Origin of the sequence: Streptomyces sp. NPDC056883 (assembly GCF_042788835.1) — a bacterium.
GTDB lineage: Bacteria > Actinomycetota > Actinomycetes > Streptomycetales > Streptomycetaceae > Streptomyces > Streptomyces stoeckheimensis.
Genome location: NZ_JBHUBS010000006.1, coordinates 397763 through 412207, shown reverse-complemented (window position 1 = coordinate 412207; position 14445 = coordinate 397763). Strand labels below are relative to the sequence as shown.

The window sequence follows — 14445 nt, the reverse complement described above, 5'->3', positions numbered from 1 at the left end:
CCTCCCCTCGTCCCGCTTGCCACCGGGTCCCGTCCGAGCCTAAAGGCTGCCCGCCGCAACCGCCCGGAACCGGGGTGCCGCAGCCGTGGAACCGGGCCTTCACGCCCTCTCCTCCCCGGCGGCGGATCGGAGTAGGGTCGGGCGGCATGGATGAGCTGCGCGTGGCCGCGATCGCCAGCCTGGCCCCGCTGGAGGATCTGGACACGGATCCCTTCGCCGTCGACACCCGGAGCCAGCACGCCGCGTGCGCCCGCTGGGCGGCCGACCGGGGGTTCGTCGTGACCCGCCAACTGTTCGTCTACGGGCTGCGCGCCGACCACTGCGGCCTGTGGAACGACATCGACGCCGGCCGCGTCGACCTGTTCGTCGCCGCCAACCACCGGGTGCTGACGCGCGCGCTGCACTCCGTGGGGGAGTTCACCGCGGAGTGCGCACGGCGTGGCGTACGGCTGGAAACCGCCGGTCTCGACGAACCGCACTACACCTCCGCGATGAAGGCCGAGGTGCACCGCCGGCTCTCCATGCCGACCGCCGGATACGACGGCACCTAGGCCGCCCCCCCGTACGCACGTCCGCCGCCCGTGTCACCCGGCCGGGCGGGCGCCGTTGTGCGAGCCTGGACATCGTGGGACGGGGGCTCGTCGGCGCGGTGCGGGCCACGGTGGTGAGGCAGGTTCGGCGTGGTGCGAGGCCGGTGGCGGAGTGCGGGCGGCGCCCTGGTGCGGGTGGTCATCGTCTGGGCGGTGTCCACCCTCACCATGCTCGTCCTGGCCGGAATCCTCCCCGACTTCAGGCTCCAGGCGGGCGCGGGCGGCGACCGCGACAGCATCACGCAGATAGGTCTGACGGCCGCCATCGGCGCCGGTGCGTTCGGACTGCTGAGCGCCCTGGTGTGGCCGGTTCTCGTCCGCGCCCTGCTGCTGGTGCCGGCCCTGGTGCTCGGCCTGCTCGTCTTCTTCCTCAACGGATCGCTGCTGCTCCTGGCCCTCAGCCTGATCCCGGCCGGCCGCGGCGAGGCGGACCCCGAGACGGCCGTGGTGGTCGCCGCCGTGATGTCCGCCGTCGCCTCCGCGACCTCCACCGCCCTCGCCGTCCGGGACGACGAGGCCTACCGCCGCCGGCTCTACCGGCTCGCCGACCGCCGCCGGCGCCGCCAGCACCGCGAGGGCATGCCCGGGGCCGACGAACGCACCCCCGCCCTGGTGTTCCTCCAGCTCGACGGGGTCGGGTACGAGGTGCTGCGCCGCGCGGCCGGCAGCGGGCTGATGCCGACGGTGGCCGACTGGCTCGACCGCAGCCACCGCATCGGCTCCTGGCACACCGACTGGTCGAGCCAGACCGGTGCGAGCCAGCTCGGCATCCTGCACGGCTCCAACTTCGACGTCCCGGCCTTCCGCTGGTACGAGAAGGACACCGGCGAGGTGATGGTCTGCAACCGGCCCACCAGCGCCGCCGAGCTCCAGCGGCGGGCCGTCGAACGCACCGGGGACGGCGGCCTGCTCACCCTCGACGGGGCCAGCCGCGGCAACCTCTTCAGCGGCGGCGCCGGCCAACTGGCGCTCGTCCTGTCCGTCTCCGCCCGCCGGGGCCCGCACAACCGGTCCCGCGCGGGCTACTTCGCGTACTTCTCCGACCCGGCCAACGCGGTCCGCACGGCGCTCTCCTTCGTCGCCGAGGTGGCCCGCGAGATCACCCAGTCGGTACGCGGCCGCCTGCGCGGGGAGCGCCCACGGGTCGCGCGCGGCGGGCTGTACCCGCTGATCCGCGCCTTCGCGACGGTGGTGGAGCGCGACGTGGTGGTCGCCGCGGTGATCGGCGACATGCTGGCCGGACGTGCCGCGGTCTACGCCGACCTGGTCGCCTACGACGAGGTCGCCCACCACTCGGGCCCGCGCTCCCGGGACACCGAGCAGGTGCTCGCCCGGCTCGACCGCAGCCTCGCGCTCATCGCCCGGGTCGCCGAGCACGCGCCCCGGGAGTACCGGATCGTGCTGCTCTCGGACCACGGCCAGAGCCCGGGGGAGACCTTCCTGGCCCGGTACGGGCTCACCCTGAAGGACCTGGTCCGCGCGGGCTGCGGGCTCCCGGTGTCCCGGAAGGCCGGCCGTACGCACAGCGGGGCCGAGGCACGGGCCGCCGTACGGGCCGCCCTGCACCGGCCCGTGGAGGAGACGGAAGACGAGGTGCGTCCCGGGACGGGCCCGGACCCGGTGGTCCTGGCCTCCGGCAACCTCGGGCTGATCTCCTTCCCGGACCTGCCCGGCCGGGCGTCCAGGGAACGCATCGACCGCGCCCACCCGGCACTGCTGTCCACGCTGGCGAACCACCCCGGGGTCGGATTCCTGCTCGTCGACGGGATCGTCATGGCGGCCGGAGGGGCCGAAGCCCGGCTGGACGAGCCGGGCGCGGCGGAGGCGCTGCTCGCCCCCTTCGGCCCGGGCGCGGCGCGGGCGGTCCGGCGCACCGACACCTTCCCGCACGTGGCCGACGTGATGGTGAACTCGGCCTACGACCCGGAGACGGGCGCGGTGCACGCCTTCGAGGAGCAGATCGGCTCGCACGGCGGCCTGGGCGGGGAGCAGGGCCATCCGTTCCTGATGTGGCCGGTGGAGCTGTCCGAGCCGGTGCACCGGCCGGACGGCGAGCTGGTGGGCGCGGAGGCGGTCCACCGGGTCCTGCGCCGCTGGCTCACCGAGTCGGACGGCCCCCAGGTCCCGGTCCCCCCGGAGCTCTCCGTCGCCCCGGGCACGGACCCGGCGCCCGCGTCCTAGGCGGCAAGACGTCCCTTGGGGGCAAGATGCCCCCAAGCCCTCGCGCGGCCGTCGGCCCCGGGCGTACGTTGGGAACAGAGTCCATCAGGGGGGCTCCAAGGGGTCGCCATGTCCGCGATCAGCAAGAGCATCGACATAGACCGCAGTCCCGAGGACGTCTACTCGTACATCACGGACCCCACGCACCTGCCGGAGTGGCAGGACAGCGCCGTCTCGGCGGTGCCGATGGGTGACCTTCCCGTCCACGTCGGTTCGAAGATCCTCGTCACCCGGCAGATCGGCCGCCGCGCGATCCCCACGACCATGGAGGTCGTGGACATGGATCCGCCGAGGAGCTGGCACTTCCACGGCGTCGACGGACCGGTCCGCCCGGACGTGAGGGGGCGCATCGAACCCCTCGACGGAGGCACCCGCTCGCGGGTGACCATCGCCGTCGACTTCGAGGGCCGCGGCATGGGCAGGGCGCTCGTCCCGCTCGCGGTCAAGCCCATGGTGCGCAAGGAAATGCCCCGCAGCGAGGAGAAGCTCAAGCACCTGCTGGAGCACTCCGCGGCCTGAGCTCCACAGGGACGCCCCGGGAAAACCGGATGCTGCGGGACACACGGTGCGCCCACACTGGGCGCACCGCGTACCCGGACCCGGTCCGGGCCCCGCATCCCGTAGGCCCGTAAGCCCGTACCCCCTAAGGACATCCCCGCCCGTGCAGGCCGCCGTCACCGTCAGCCCCGCCCAGCTGCCCGATCTGCTCCTCGGCCTCGCCACCGTGCGGCCCGTGTTCCTCTGGGGAGCACCCGGCATCGGCAAGTCCTCGCTCGTGCGGAAGTTCGCCGACTCGCTGGGGCTGGAGTGCGTGAGCCTGCTCGGTACCCAGCTCGCCCCCGAGGACCTGATCGGCGTACCGCAGATCCGTGACGGGCGTTCGGTGTTCTGCCCGCCCGAGGCCATCGCCCGCGAGGAGCCGTACTGCCTGTTCCTCGACGAGCTCAACGCCGCGGGCCCCGATGTGCAGAAGGCCTTCTACTCCCTCATCCTCGACCGGCGGATCGGCTCCTACGAGCTGCCCGCGGGCTCCATCGTCATCGGCGCGGGCAACCGGGCCACCGACAACGCCCTGGCCCGGCCCATCGCCTCCGCGCTGGTCAACCGGCTCACCCACGTCCACCTGAACGCCTCCGCCGCGGACTGGCTGGTCTGGGCCGGCGAGCACGGCATCCACCCGTGGGTCACCGACTACCTCACCGACCGGCCCGACCACCTGTGGTCGCAGCCGCCCAAGACGGAGGAGCCGTTCTCCACGCCGCGCTCCTGGCACATGCTCTCCGACGCCCTGCACTCCTTCGGGCCCGGCCTGGACGAGCAGACCCTGAAGGTCGTCGCGCACGGCACCCTCACCCCCGCGCATGCCGTCTCCTTCTGCGGCTACGCGAAGATCGTCCGCCACAGCTTCGGCATCGAGGCGATCATCAAGGGCGATGCCTCCTGGCCCACCCGCCTCGCCGACCGCGACCTGCTGTACTACCTCGCCGAGGCCTTCCGCGGCCGCCTGATCAAGGAGCTGCCCGCGCAGCGCGAGCACGTGTCTCCCGCCGTCCGGCAGACCGCGTACCGCGCCAAGTCCCTGCTCGTGCAGCTCGCCGAGATCTCCGTCGAGGTCGCCCAGACCGTCATCGCCGACGCCGCCGACGGACTGCCCGTGCTGCCCGGCTGGTTCCTGATCGAGGCCGCCCGCGACATGCCCCGCCTGGTCGAGGCCCGCCGATGAGCCGCGGCGGACGCGGCAAGGAGACCAAGCCCGACCCCGCGACGCAGGCCTTCGCCGAGGGCCTCGCCCTGGTCAAGCGGAACCCGGCCCTCGCCGCCGTCGAAGCCGACGTCTGCCGCCAGGCCAAGTGCGAGTCCACCCCGGCCGGCGGGCTGGCCGCGGTGACCTCCAACGGCACGATCCACGTCCACCCCACCCGGCGCGTCGATCCGAAGGAGTGGGCCTGGACGATCGCCCACGCCCTGCTCCACCTCGGCTTCGGCCACGTCCCCGCCGCCAAGGAGGAGGACCGGCCCCAGCCCGACCGCTTCGACCTCGCCGCCCGCTGCACCGTCGTCAACCGCTTCCTGCTGACCTTCCCCGTCGGCCGGGCCCCGGACCACCTCCCCGCCGAGTACCCCGGCGGCGACGAGGAACTCCTCGCCGCCCGCTGGCGCCGCGACGGCATCCCGGCGGCGTACGAGCACTGCGGCACCGCCGGGGACCACCCCGATCAGGTCCTGGTGCCCTGGCGCACCTGGGGGAGCGCGCCGCCCACCGACTGGGAGACCGCCTTCGCGCACGCCCTGACCCGCAGCGTCTCGGCCGCCATGGACGTGGCCGGCGGCCGCCGCGACCGGGTCACGGGGGAGCGAGTGCGCCAACATCCCTGGGACCGGGCACTGAACTGGTTCGTCTCCTCGTACCCGCTGCTCGGCGGCCTCGCGAGCGGCCTGAAGATCGTCGCCGACGCCGAGCTGGCCCGCGCCCAGGGCATCGACATCGCCGCCGTCAGCGCGAGCGCCGGGGAGATCTACGTCAACCCGCTGCGCGGCTTCACGGACGGGGAATGGCGGTTCATCCTGGCGCACGAGATGCTGCACGCCGCCCTGCGCCACGGGGAGCGCCGCGGCGCCCGCGACCCGTACCTGCACAACGTGGCCGCCGACTACGTGGTCAACGGCTGGCTCGTCGAGATGGACGTCGGCGAGATGCCCGAGGGGCTGCTGCACGACCCGGCTCTCAAGGACCTCTCCGTCGAGGAGGTCTACGACCGGATCACGACCGACCTGCGCCGGATGCGCCGGCTCGCGACCCTGCGCGGCAAGGGCCGCGGGGACATCCTGGGCGAACCGCTGCCCCACCCGGGGAGCGGCCCGTACTCCGATCTGGACGACTTCTACCGGCGCGGCCTGGTCCAGGGCTTCGACCTGCACGAGTACGGGGAGCGCGGGCTGCTGCCCGCCGGGCTGATCCAGGAGATCCGGGCCCTGGCCCACCCGCCGGTGCCGTGGGACGCCCGCCTCGCCCGCTGGTTCGACGAGTACGTGCCGCGTCCCGTGCCCGTACGGTCCTACGCGCGCCCGGCACGCCGCCAGGCGTCCACCCCGGACATCCCCCGCGCGGGCCGGTACTTCCCGCCCGAGGAGATCGCCCGCTGCACCTTCGGGGTGGTGCTCGACACCTCGGGCTCCATGAACGCGGCCCTGCTCGGCAAGGCGCTGGGCGCCATCGCCTCGTACGCGGAAGCCCGCGACGTACCGGCGGCACGCGTCGTGTTCTGCGACGCGGCGCCGTTCGACGCGGGCTATATGCAACCGACCGAAATCGCCGGGCGGGTCCGGGTGCGCGGCCGGGGCGGCACGGTCCTGCAACCGGGCATCGACCTGCTCCTCCGGGCGGAGGACTTCCCGCCCGGAGCCCCCCTGCTGGTGATCACGGACGGGGAGTGCGACACCCTGCGGATCCGGCGCGAGCACGCCTTCCTGGTTCCGCAGGGTGCCTCCCTGCCGTTCACACCCAAGGGGCCGGTCTTCCGACTGACCTGAAGGTTTAGTCGAGGTAGTCGCGCAGCACCTGCGAGCGCGACGGGTGACGGAGCTTCGACATGGTCTTCGACTCGATCTGGCGGATGCGCTCACGGGTGACCCCGTACACGCGGCCGATCTCGTCGAGGGTCTTCGGCTGGCCGTCGTTGAGGCCGTAGCGCATGGAGACCACGCCCGCCTCGCGCTCCGAGAGCGTGCCCAGGATGGACTGGAGCTGCTCCTGGAGGAAGGTGAAGGAGACCGCGTCGGCCGGCACGACCGCCTCGGAGTCCTCGATGAGGTCACCGAACTCGCTGTCGCCCTCCTCACCCAGGGGGGTGTGCAGGGAGATCGGCTCGCGGCCGTACTTCTGGACCTCGATGACCTTCTCGGGGGTCATGTCGAGTTCCTTGCCCAGCTCCTCCGGAGTGGGCTCCCGGCCGAGGTCCTGGAGCATCTGGCGCTGGACACGGGCCAGCTTGTTGATGATCTCGACCATGTGGACGGGGATGCGGATGGTGCGCGACTGGTCGGCCATGGCACGCGTGATCGCCTGCCGGATCCACCAGGTCGCGTACGTGGAGAACTTGAAGCCCTTGGTGTAGTCGAACTTCTCCACGGCGCGGATCAGACCGACGTTGCCCTCCTGGATCAGGTCCAGGAAGAGCATGCCGCGGCCGGTGTAGCGCTTGGCGAGGGAGACCACGAGGCGGAGGTTGGCCTCCAGCAGGTGGTTCTTGGCCCGACGGCCGTCCTCGACGAGGATCTCCAGCTCGCGCTTGAACGCGGGCTTGTGGTCCTCCTCCTCTTCGAGCTTGTACTCGGAGAAGAGACCGGCCTCGATGCGCTTGGCGAGCTCCACCTCCTGCTCGGCGTTGAGCAGCGGCACCTTGCCGATGAGCTTGAGGTAGTCCTTGACGGGGTCGGCGGTGGCGCCGGCGACCATGACGGTCTGGGCCGGGGCGTCGTCCTCGTCGTCGTCGGACAGGACGAAGCCGGCGCTGCCGCCCGTCTTGGGCGTCTCCTTCTCGTCGCCCTCGTCCAGGTCCTCGGCTGCCCAGTCCTCGCCCTCGGAGACGGCGGCCTCGGCCTCGTCGCCGTCCTTGGCGGTCTTCTTCGTGGCAGCCGTCTTCTTCACGGCGGTCTTCTTCACGGCGGTCTTCTTGACCGTCCGCTTCTTCGGCGCGGCGGCGGCCTCTGCCGCCACCTCCTCCTCGGTCCCGGAGGCCGACGGGTCGGATATCGCCGCGGCGGGGGTGGGGGCGGCCGTCTTGCGCGCACCGATGAGGCGCGGCGGGGCGGCAGCCTTCTTGGCGACGGTGCGCGCGGGGGCGGCGGCCGCCTTGCGCGCCTTCTTGGCGGGAGCCTTCGTGGCGGGGGCGGCACTGACGTGCAGCGCGACGCCCTCCTCGTCCAGGACCTGGTTCAGGCTGCGCAGGACCCGCTTCCACTGGTCCACCGGGATGCGGCCGGCCTCGAAGGCCTGGCGCACGTCATCACCGTTGATGTGACCCTGCTCGCGGCCGCGCTCGACAAGCGCGACCAGGGCCTCGGATTCGGCGATCTCCGTGGGGAACGTACGGGACGGGCTGAGCGACACAAGGAGCCTCTCGTTGCGAACAGATAAGGGGTGGCGGGACATCATCGCGCGAACTCGGGAAACAGACCCGAGGGGGGTCTGTATTCCGGGCCGCACGAGGACACCTGTCGGTTCATCGCATGCCCGAGTAGATTCGTTACGCGCTGAATTGAGTGACCTGCGCCACGCCGTGACCGGGGGGCCGGTCGCGGGTGGTCGCGTCCGCCCGATTTGTCAGCCCGTTTTGCGGGCCTCGATGAGAAATCGGGCGGTGTGTGCGACGAACGGGCCTTCGCGCTCGATCTGTTCGTGCAGCTCGCGCAACCGGTCCCGATGCTGCCCGACCGTGAAGCCCGGCACCATCCAGATCACCTTCCTCAGAAAGTAGATCACGGCTCCGATGTCGTGGAACTCCGTCCGCAGCCGCTCGGAGCGCAGATCGACCACCTCCAGTCCCGCCTTCTCGGCCGCGGCGACCGCGTCGTCGGGGTGCCGGCCCCGCCGGACCTCCTCCGGTTGCGGGCCCAGGAAGTACTCCACGAGCTCGAAAACGCTCGCCGGGCCGACCTGCTGGGAGAGGTACGTGCCACCGGGCTTCAGCACCCGCGCGATCTCCTCCCACCAGATCGTCACCGGATGCCGGCTGGAGACGAAGTCGAAGGCCCCGTCGCCGAACGGCAGCGGCGGCTCGTCGGAGTCGGCGACCACCACCGCGCCCAGCGGATGCAGCAGTCTTGTCGCCTTGTCGATGTTCGGCGGCCACGATTCGGTGGCCACCGTCAGCCGGGGCAGGGGCCCGGCTCCGGCGAGCACTTCTCCGCCGCCGGTCTGGATGTCCAGGGCGGAGCCGACCTGCGCCAGGTGCCGCGCCAGGAGGCGCTGGTAGCCCCAGGAGGGGCGCTGTTCGGTGGCGCGGCCGTCGAGCCAGGAGAAGTCCCAGCCGTCCACGGAGACGGATTCCGCTTCGGCGACGAGATGGTCGAAAGTGCGCGTCATGTCTCGATCGTCCCAGGTCCGGGCCCGGTCATCCACCGGATTGCGCGGGGCCGGGGCGCACACCGGCCCCGCGCGGGTTCGCTTACACTTACGGCGGGCCGTGACTGGCGTTCGGGTGGATCACCACCGGGGAGCGGCCCGGCGTACTCCCGTATCCGGTACGCCGACTGCCGCGCGCCTGGGCGAACCGCGATCCCGCAGCGACGCTCAGGAGCCCCGATGACCACCCAGACGACTGCCCAGCAGGCACGGACCGCCACACTGATGGACGGCACCGCCCTCGCCCGCCGCATCTCCGAGCAGACCGCCGAGTACGCCGCGAAGATCACCGAGCGCACCGGAACGGCCCCCTGTCTGGCGACCGTGCTGGTCGGCGAGGACCCCGCGTCCGTCACCTACGTCCGCATGAAGCAGAACCGTTGCGCCAAGGCCGGGATCACCTCCCGCCACGTGGAGCTGCCGGCCGCGACGACCACCGAGGAGCTCGTCGCCACCCTGACCGCGCTCTCCGAGGACCCGGAGATCAGCGGCATCCTGCTCCAGCACCCCGTCCCGCACCACATCGACGAGCGCGCCGCCTTCGAGGCCATCGCCCCGGGCAAGGACGTCGACGGGGTCACCATGCACTCCTTCGCCGCCATGGGCTTCGGGCTGCCGGGCTTCGTCTCCTGCACCCCCGGCGGCATCATGCGGCTGCTGGAGGCCTACGACGTGGACCTGACCGGCAAGCACGCCGTGGTCGTCGGCCGCAGCGCGATCCTGGGCAAGCCGGCCGGCATGCTGCTCCTGGAGCAGAACGCCACCGTCACCTACTGCCACTCCCGCACCGTGGACCTGCCCTCCATCGTCCGCCAGGCGGACGTGCTGGTCGCCGCCGTCGGCAAGGCCGAGTTCATCCGCGGCGAGGACATCAAGCCGGGCGCCGTGGTCCTGGACGCCGGCTACAACGAGGGCAACGTCGGCGACGTCCACTTCGAGTCGGCCGCCGCCCGCGCCTCGCTGATCACCCCGGTCCCGGGCGGCGTCGGCCCGATGACCATCGCGGTGCTGCTGGAGCAGACCGTCCAGGCCGCCGCCGCCCAGGCCGGCCTGGCGCTCGCGGACCTCTGACCCGCGCCCCGCTCCCCTCGGTACGACGAACGCCCCGGGCCCTTCGGTCCGGGGCGTTCCGTTTCCCGCGGTAAGGGGCCGAAAGACCGATCCCGCCGCGCCGGGACGGGGCTCCACTGAATATGTGAAGCCTTCGATGGATATGCAGAAGATCTCGGGACCGGACGCGGCGGCGGTGGGCGGGAAGCGCCACCCGCGCGGGCTCGCCACCCTCGTCCTCGCCGAGCTGTGGGAGCGTTTCAGCCTCTACGGCATGGTCGCCATCCTCGTGCACTTCCTCGCCGCCTCCCGCGGCCACGGCGGCATGGGCCTCCACGAGGGCACCGCGGAGGCCGTGGAAGGCGTCTACATGGCCATGATCTCGCTGCTGGCGCTGCCCGGCGGCTGGATCGCCGACCGGTTCCTCGGCGCCCGGCGGGCCGTCCTGTGGGGCGGTGTGGTGATCATGGCCGGCCACGTCCTGATGGCCGTCCCGAACCCGGTGTTCGTCTGGCCCGGCCTGGTCCTCATCGTCATCGGCACCGGCCTGCTCAAGCCGAATATCTCCGCGCTGGTCGGCCGGCTGTACGCCGCCGACGACGACCAGCGGCGCGACGCCGGCTACTCGATCTTCTACATGGGCATCAACCTCGGCGCCGTCATCGCCCCGCTCGTCGTCGGCTACCTCGGCGAGGAGGTCAACTGGCACCTCGGCTTCGGCGCCGCCGCCGTCGGCATGGCCCTCGGCCTGGTCCAGTACGTCCTGGGCGGCCGGCGCCTGTCGGAGCAGCTGCGCGCGGAGCCCGTGGTCCGGCTCACCCCGGCCGAGCGGGCCAAGGTGGGCAAGTCCTCCGCGTACGGCCTGGTCTTCACCGCCGTACTGGTCACCCTGCTGGCCGCCTCGCACGCGCTGAGCATCGACACCATCACCTTCGTGCTGACGGTCGTCGCCGTGGTGGTCCCGGCGGGCGTGCTGCTCTCGATGTACCGCAGCCCCAAGATCGACCGGGTCGAGAAGACCCGGCTGCGGGCGTACGTCTGGCTCTTCCTGGCCGCCACGCTGTTCTGGCTGGTCTACGACCAGATGGGCAACGAGCTGAACATGTTCGCCGCCCAGAAGACCGACCTGTCCCTGCTCGGCTGGCACATCCCGGCGAGCTGGACCCAGTCGCTGCCCTCGCTGTTCGTGATCATCCTGGCCCCCGTCTTCGCGGCCTTCTGGGTGCGCCGGGGCAAGCACATGAGCACCCCGTTCAAGTTCGGCCTGGCCCTGCTGCTGACCGGCGCATCCTTCGTGGTCATGTCGGGCGCCGCGGCCATCGCCTCCAGCGGGGTCAAGGTCTCGCTGATGTGGCTGGTGGGCGTGTACGTGATCCAGGTGATGGGCGAGATGTGCCTGAGCCCGGTGGGCCTCTCGGTCACCACCAAGCTCGCCCCGCGGGCCTTCACCAACCAGATGATGGGCGTCTGGTTCCTCGCCGCCGCGACCGGCGACGCGATCGGCGCCCAGCTGCCCCGGCTCGACGCGGTCATCGGCCAGAGCTGGAACTTCCTGTGGCAGGGCGCCATGGTCATCGCGGCCGGCGCGGTGATGGTCCTCTTCACCAAGCGGCTCAAGGTCCTGACGGGCGAGGCGGCCGCGGCCCGCGAAGCGGTGGCGGCCGCGGCCTGACCGGGCCCGCGCACGAGGGCCCCGGTCCGGAGCCGGTGGCCGGTGGCCGGCGGTCAGGAGCGGGTGGCCCGGTTGCGGGCCCTGGCCACGATCGGGGAGGTCTGGAACACGTGGGCCAGCTCGGTCAGCGGGCGGGAGTCCAGGCGGTACGGGTGGCCCGGGAAGCCGGGGTGGGACTCGGTAGCGGGGGCGGTCTCCCGGCCCGCCTCCTGACCGGCCTCGGACCGGTGGGCCTCGGCCCGGTCGGCCTCCGCACGGAGGCGGCAGGCCGCCGCCAGCATGGCCGCGTCCGATACGAGGGCGGCCTCCTCCTCGGACCGGCCCTGAGCGCGCGCGGCCCCGTACGCCTCCTCGCGCACGGCGGGGTCGAACCAGCACCCGAGCGCCAGGATCCCGTCGTCGATCACCGATTCGCGGTGGACCAGCCGGATCCCGACCGGTGACCACCAGGTCAGCGGCACGGGCCGCAGCCCGCCCGGGGAGAACCCGCGCAACGCCGCCCAGAGCGGCCGCAGCCGCCGGTAGCGGCAGTAGTCCTTCCACGGAGCCGAACCGCCGACCAGCGGCACCAGGAATCCGGCGCCCACGAACAGGGCCGCCGCCGCGGCCAGCGGCGGGGCCACGGTGGTGGACAGGAAGTCCAGGTCCCCGCCGCTCCAGCGCGCGGTCATCGCCGTCCACTTCACCGCGAGGAAGGCCAGGTCGAAGGCGCCTCCCAGCATCAGCAGGGCAAGTCCCGTACGGAGCGGGCGCAGCGGCAGCGCCGAGGGGGACAGACGGCGCAGCCACTTGCGGCACAGCACCGTGAGTGCGGTGCTGCCCACGGTGTGCGCCGTCAGATAGCAGATGATCATCTCGCGCAGGTACGGGGTGTGGGCGTAGTACGTGTCCATGTCGCGCAGCCGCTCGACGGGAGCCTCGCCCAGGGCGAACAGGGTCACGATCGCCACGACCACCGTGCCGTACGCGGCCACCGTCAGCCGGGTGGCCCGGCGCACGACGGCTGCCGGGGTCCCGCTCCAGTGCAGGATCACCACGACACAGGCGCCCGAAAAGGCCGTGAGCAGGCAGTAGACCAGGGGAGCCGAGAAGTTGACGATGCCGGTCAGCCGGTTGACGGCCACGATCGTCGGCGGCGCCGAGAGGATGACCGCGAGCGACCCCCCGACGAGGAGCGTGCACACGGCCCGCATCAGGGGCTGCTCCCAGCCCCGCCTCAACGTGGGCGCCTTGACGATCAGCGCCGCGGCGATCACCGCGCCCGGAACGTAGAGGACGAGGCTTTCGGTCATCGCGCCTGGCCGGCGGGGTCGACGGGTCCGAGGGGGCCGCCGGTGCCGGCCGGCCCGTCCTGGTCCAGACCCGCCACCGTCCGCTCGGCGGCGGTCAGCGGAGCCGCCTTCAGCGCGCCCCGGGTCGATGTGCGCAGCACCTCCCAGATCACCCCGGGGCGGATCCAGTAGGTGGGCGCCCGGTTCATGGTGATGACCTGGAGCAGGGCCGCGGTGAGCGAGGCCTTGGTGGTGGCGCCGGTCATCAGCCGCTCGACGTACCCGTTGAGCAGCCCGGCACCGGGGCGCGGCTTGATGCCCGTGGCACCCGGGTACAGGATGTCCTGCGAGGTGGCGAGGTCCCAGGCGACCGCCACCTGCGGGGCGATGGCCCGCTGCGCCTCGCGGCCGATGCCCGCGTGGGAGAGGCCCTTCGCGCGCAGCAGCGTACGGACGGCCAGAAGTCCCTGGGCCGCGACCGTCATGCCCTGGCCGTAGAGCGGGTTGAAGGTGGCGACCGAGTCGCCGACGGCGAAGAAGCCGTCGGGGAGGTCGGCCCTCTCGAAGAAGATCCGGCGGTTGGCGGTGCCCTGGGTGACGGAGACGTCGGTCAGCGGCTTCTTGCCCTCGAGGAGTTCGCCGACGATGGGGTCGCGGACCCCCTTGGCGAACGGGATGAAGGACTCCGGGTCGGCGGTGGGCTGGCCGCCGCGGGTGCCGGACAGGGTGGCCTGCCAGCGCCCGTTCTCGATGGGGACGATCGTCGCGGTCTGGCCGGGTACGGGCACCCGGGGGTCGGACTGGACGTTGACGATCGGGAAGCCCAGGGCGTGGGCTCCCTCGGGAGCTTCGAAGATGCGGGTCGCGTAGACGAGCCCGGAGTCCACGCCGGCTTCCTTCAGGCCGCTCACGCCGAGCGCCTCCAGCCAGCTGCGGGCCCGTGAGCCGCGGCCGCTCGCGTCGACCACGAGATCGGCGGCGATCAGGCGGTTCTCCTCGTCGGGCGTGTCCGCCCGGACCCCGGTGATCCGGGCCGCGGTGCCCTCCAGGCCGCGGACCCGGCTCTGCTGCAGGGTGGTGACCCCGGGCAGCCCGATGACGCGGGAGCGGACCACCGAGTCGAGGAGGTCACGGCTGCAGGAGATGTTGAACTGCATCTCTTCGTGGCGCGGCAGCCAGCCCTGGGCGGTCTTGGAGACCAGGTCGGTGGGGAGGCTGCGGCGGAAGGCGCCGGCAGCCGTCCAGTCGTCGGTGATGCCCGGAAGGATCTCCTCGATGGCGCGTGCACCGCCCGACCACAGCAGGTGGGTGTGGCGGGCCTGGGGAAGTCCGCGGCGGGGCTCGGGACCGTCCGGCAGGGTGTCCGCTTCGATGATCGTGACCGTCGCGTGCTCGGCGAGGACGGCGGCGGCGAGCAGACCGGCCAGGCTGCCGCCGATGACGACGGCGTGCCGCGGCGGGGAGGAGGGCGGGGAGGAGTGAGTCATCGTGTGGTGCTCTCTGTCAGGGCCGTGCGAA

The 14445-nt window shown here is 72.4% G+C and carries 11 protein-coding genes and 1 riboswitch; of the genes, 7 read left to right on the top strand and 4 right to left on the bottom strand.

Going from position 1 to position 14445, the window contains the following annotated elements; translation table 11 throughout:
- Positions 1-146 precede the first annotated feature (146 nt).
- From ACFRU2_RS18730 to ACFRU2_RS18710, 5 genes are all read left to right on the top strand, one after another.
- Positions 147-551 (top strand): hypothetical protein, encoded by a 405-nt coding sequence (locus ACFRU2_RS18730; RefSeq protein WP_382973224.1) that lies wholly within the window; start codon positions 147-149, stop codon positions 549-551.
- A gap of 129 nt (positions 552-680) precedes the next feature.
- On the top strand, positions 681-2771 hold the full coding sequence (locus ACFRU2_RS18725; protein ID WP_382973222.1) for a phage holin family protein: 2091 nt from the start codon (positions 681-683) through the stop codon (positions 2769-2771).
- Between the two features lie 108 nt (positions 2772-2879).
- Positions 2880-3329: an SRPBCC family protein gene (locus ACFRU2_RS18720; protein WP_382973220.1), complete on the top strand. Its 450-nt coding sequence runs from the start codon at positions 2880-2882 to the stop codon at positions 3327-3329.
- Between the two features lie 142 nt (positions 3330-3471).
- Entirely contained in the window at positions 3472-4533 is a 1062-nt protein-coding gene (locus tag ACFRU2_RS18715) for an ATP-binding protein (protein WP_382973218.1), read from the top strand.
- Positions 4530-6341, top strand: a complete 1812-nt coding sequence (locus tag ACFRU2_RS18710) for a hypothetical protein (protein WP_382973216.1) — start codon at positions 4530-4532, stop codon at positions 6339-6341. The genes ACFRU2_RS18715 and ACFRU2_RS18710 overlap by 4 nt, the downstream gene beginning before the upstream one ends.
- Positions 6342-6345: 4 nt before the next feature.
- On the opposite strand, the gene ACFRU2_RS18705 is transcribed toward ACFRU2_RS18710, so the two are convergent.
- Both ACFRU2_RS18705 and ACFRU2_RS18700 read right to left on the bottom strand, forming a co-directional pair.
- Positions 6346-7920, bottom strand: coding sequence for an RNA polymerase sigma factor (locus ACFRU2_RS18705; RefSeq protein WP_382973214.1), 1575 nt, complete (start codon positions 7918-7920; stop codon positions 6346-6348).
- Positions 7921-8133: 213 nt separating this feature from the next.
- Positions 8134-8895 (bottom strand): class I SAM-dependent methyltransferase, encoded by a 762-nt coding sequence (locus tag ACFRU2_RS18700; RefSeq protein ID WP_382973212.1) that lies wholly within the window; start codon positions 8893-8895, stop codon positions 8134-8136.
- A gap of 90 nt (positions 8896-8985) precedes the next feature.
- Positions 8986-9086, top strand: a riboswitch (ZMP/ZTP riboswitch).
- A gap of 28 nt (positions 9087-9114) precedes the next feature.
- Here ACFRU2_RS18700 and ACFRU2_RS18695 point away from each other — a divergent pair.
- Both ACFRU2_RS18695 and ACFRU2_RS18690 read left to right on the top strand, forming a co-directional pair.
- Positions 9115-10005, top strand: coding sequence for a bifunctional 5,10-methylenetetrahydrofolate dehydrogenase/5,10-methenyltetrahydrofolate cyclohydrolase (locus tag ACFRU2_RS18695; protein ID WP_250740668.1), 891 nt, complete (start codon positions 9115-9117; stop codon positions 10003-10005).
- A gap of 136 nt (positions 10006-10141) precedes the next feature.
- Positions 10142-11656, top strand: coding sequence for a peptide MFS transporter (locus ACFRU2_RS18690; RefSeq protein WP_382973210.1), 1515 nt, complete (start codon positions 10142-10144; stop codon positions 11654-11656).
- A gap of 53 nt (positions 11657-11709) precedes the next feature.
- On the opposite strand, the gene ACFRU2_RS18685 is transcribed toward ACFRU2_RS18690, so the two are convergent.
- Both ACFRU2_RS18685 and ACFRU2_RS18680 read right to left on the bottom strand, forming a co-directional pair.
- Positions 11710-12948 carry an MAB_1171c family putative transporter gene (locus ACFRU2_RS18685; RefSeq protein ID WP_382973209.1) on the bottom strand — a complete coding sequence of 413 codons (1239 nt, stop codon included), beginning with the start codon at positions 12946-12948 and terminating at the stop codon, positions 11710-11712.
- A complete protein-coding gene (locus ACFRU2_RS18680; RefSeq protein ID WP_382973207.1) occupies positions 12945-14414 on the bottom strand; it encodes an NAD(P)/FAD-dependent oxidoreductase in 1470 nt (489 codons plus the stop codon). The genes ACFRU2_RS18685 and ACFRU2_RS18680 overlap by 4 nt, the downstream gene beginning before the upstream one ends.
- Between the last annotated feature and the right edge of the window lie 31 nt (positions 14415-14445).

What these genes read in the sequence shown, in the direction of transcription:
- ACFRU2_RS18730 (WP_382973224.1), top strand. Translation starts at nt 147, where the DNA reads ATGGATGAGCTGCGCGTGGCCGCGATCGCCAGCCTGGCCCCGCTGGAG.
- ACFRU2_RS18720 (WP_382973220.1), top strand. Translation starts at nt 2,880, where the DNA reads ATGTCCGCGATCAGCAAGAGCATCGACATAGACCGCAGTCCCGAGGAC.
- ACFRU2_RS18710 (WP_382973216.1), top strand. Translation starts at nt 4,530, where the DNA reads ATGAGCCGCGGCGGACGCGGCAAGGAGACCAAGCCCGACCCCGCGACG.
- ACFRU2_RS18700 (WP_382973212.1), bottom strand. Translation starts at nt 8,895, where the DNA reads ATGACGCGCACTTTCGACCATCTCGTCGCCGAAGCGGAATCCGTCTCC.
- ACFRU2_RS18695 (WP_250740668.1), top strand. Translation starts at nt 9,115, where the DNA reads ATGACCACCCAGACGACTGCCCAGCAGGCACGGACCGCCACACTGATG.
- ACFRU2_RS18690 (WP_382973210.1), top strand. Translation starts at nt 10,142, where the DNA reads ATGGATATGCAGAAGATCTCGGGACCGGACGCGGCGGCGGTGGGCGGG.
- ACFRU2_RS18685 (WP_382973209.1), bottom strand. Translation starts at nt 12,948, where the DNA reads ATGACCGAAAGCCTCGTCCTCTACGTTCCGGGCGCGGTGATCGCCGCG.
- ACFRU2_RS18680 (WP_382973207.1), bottom strand. Translation starts at nt 14,414, where the DNA reads ATGACTCACTCCTCCCCGCCCTCCTCCCCGCCGCGGCACGCCGTCGTC.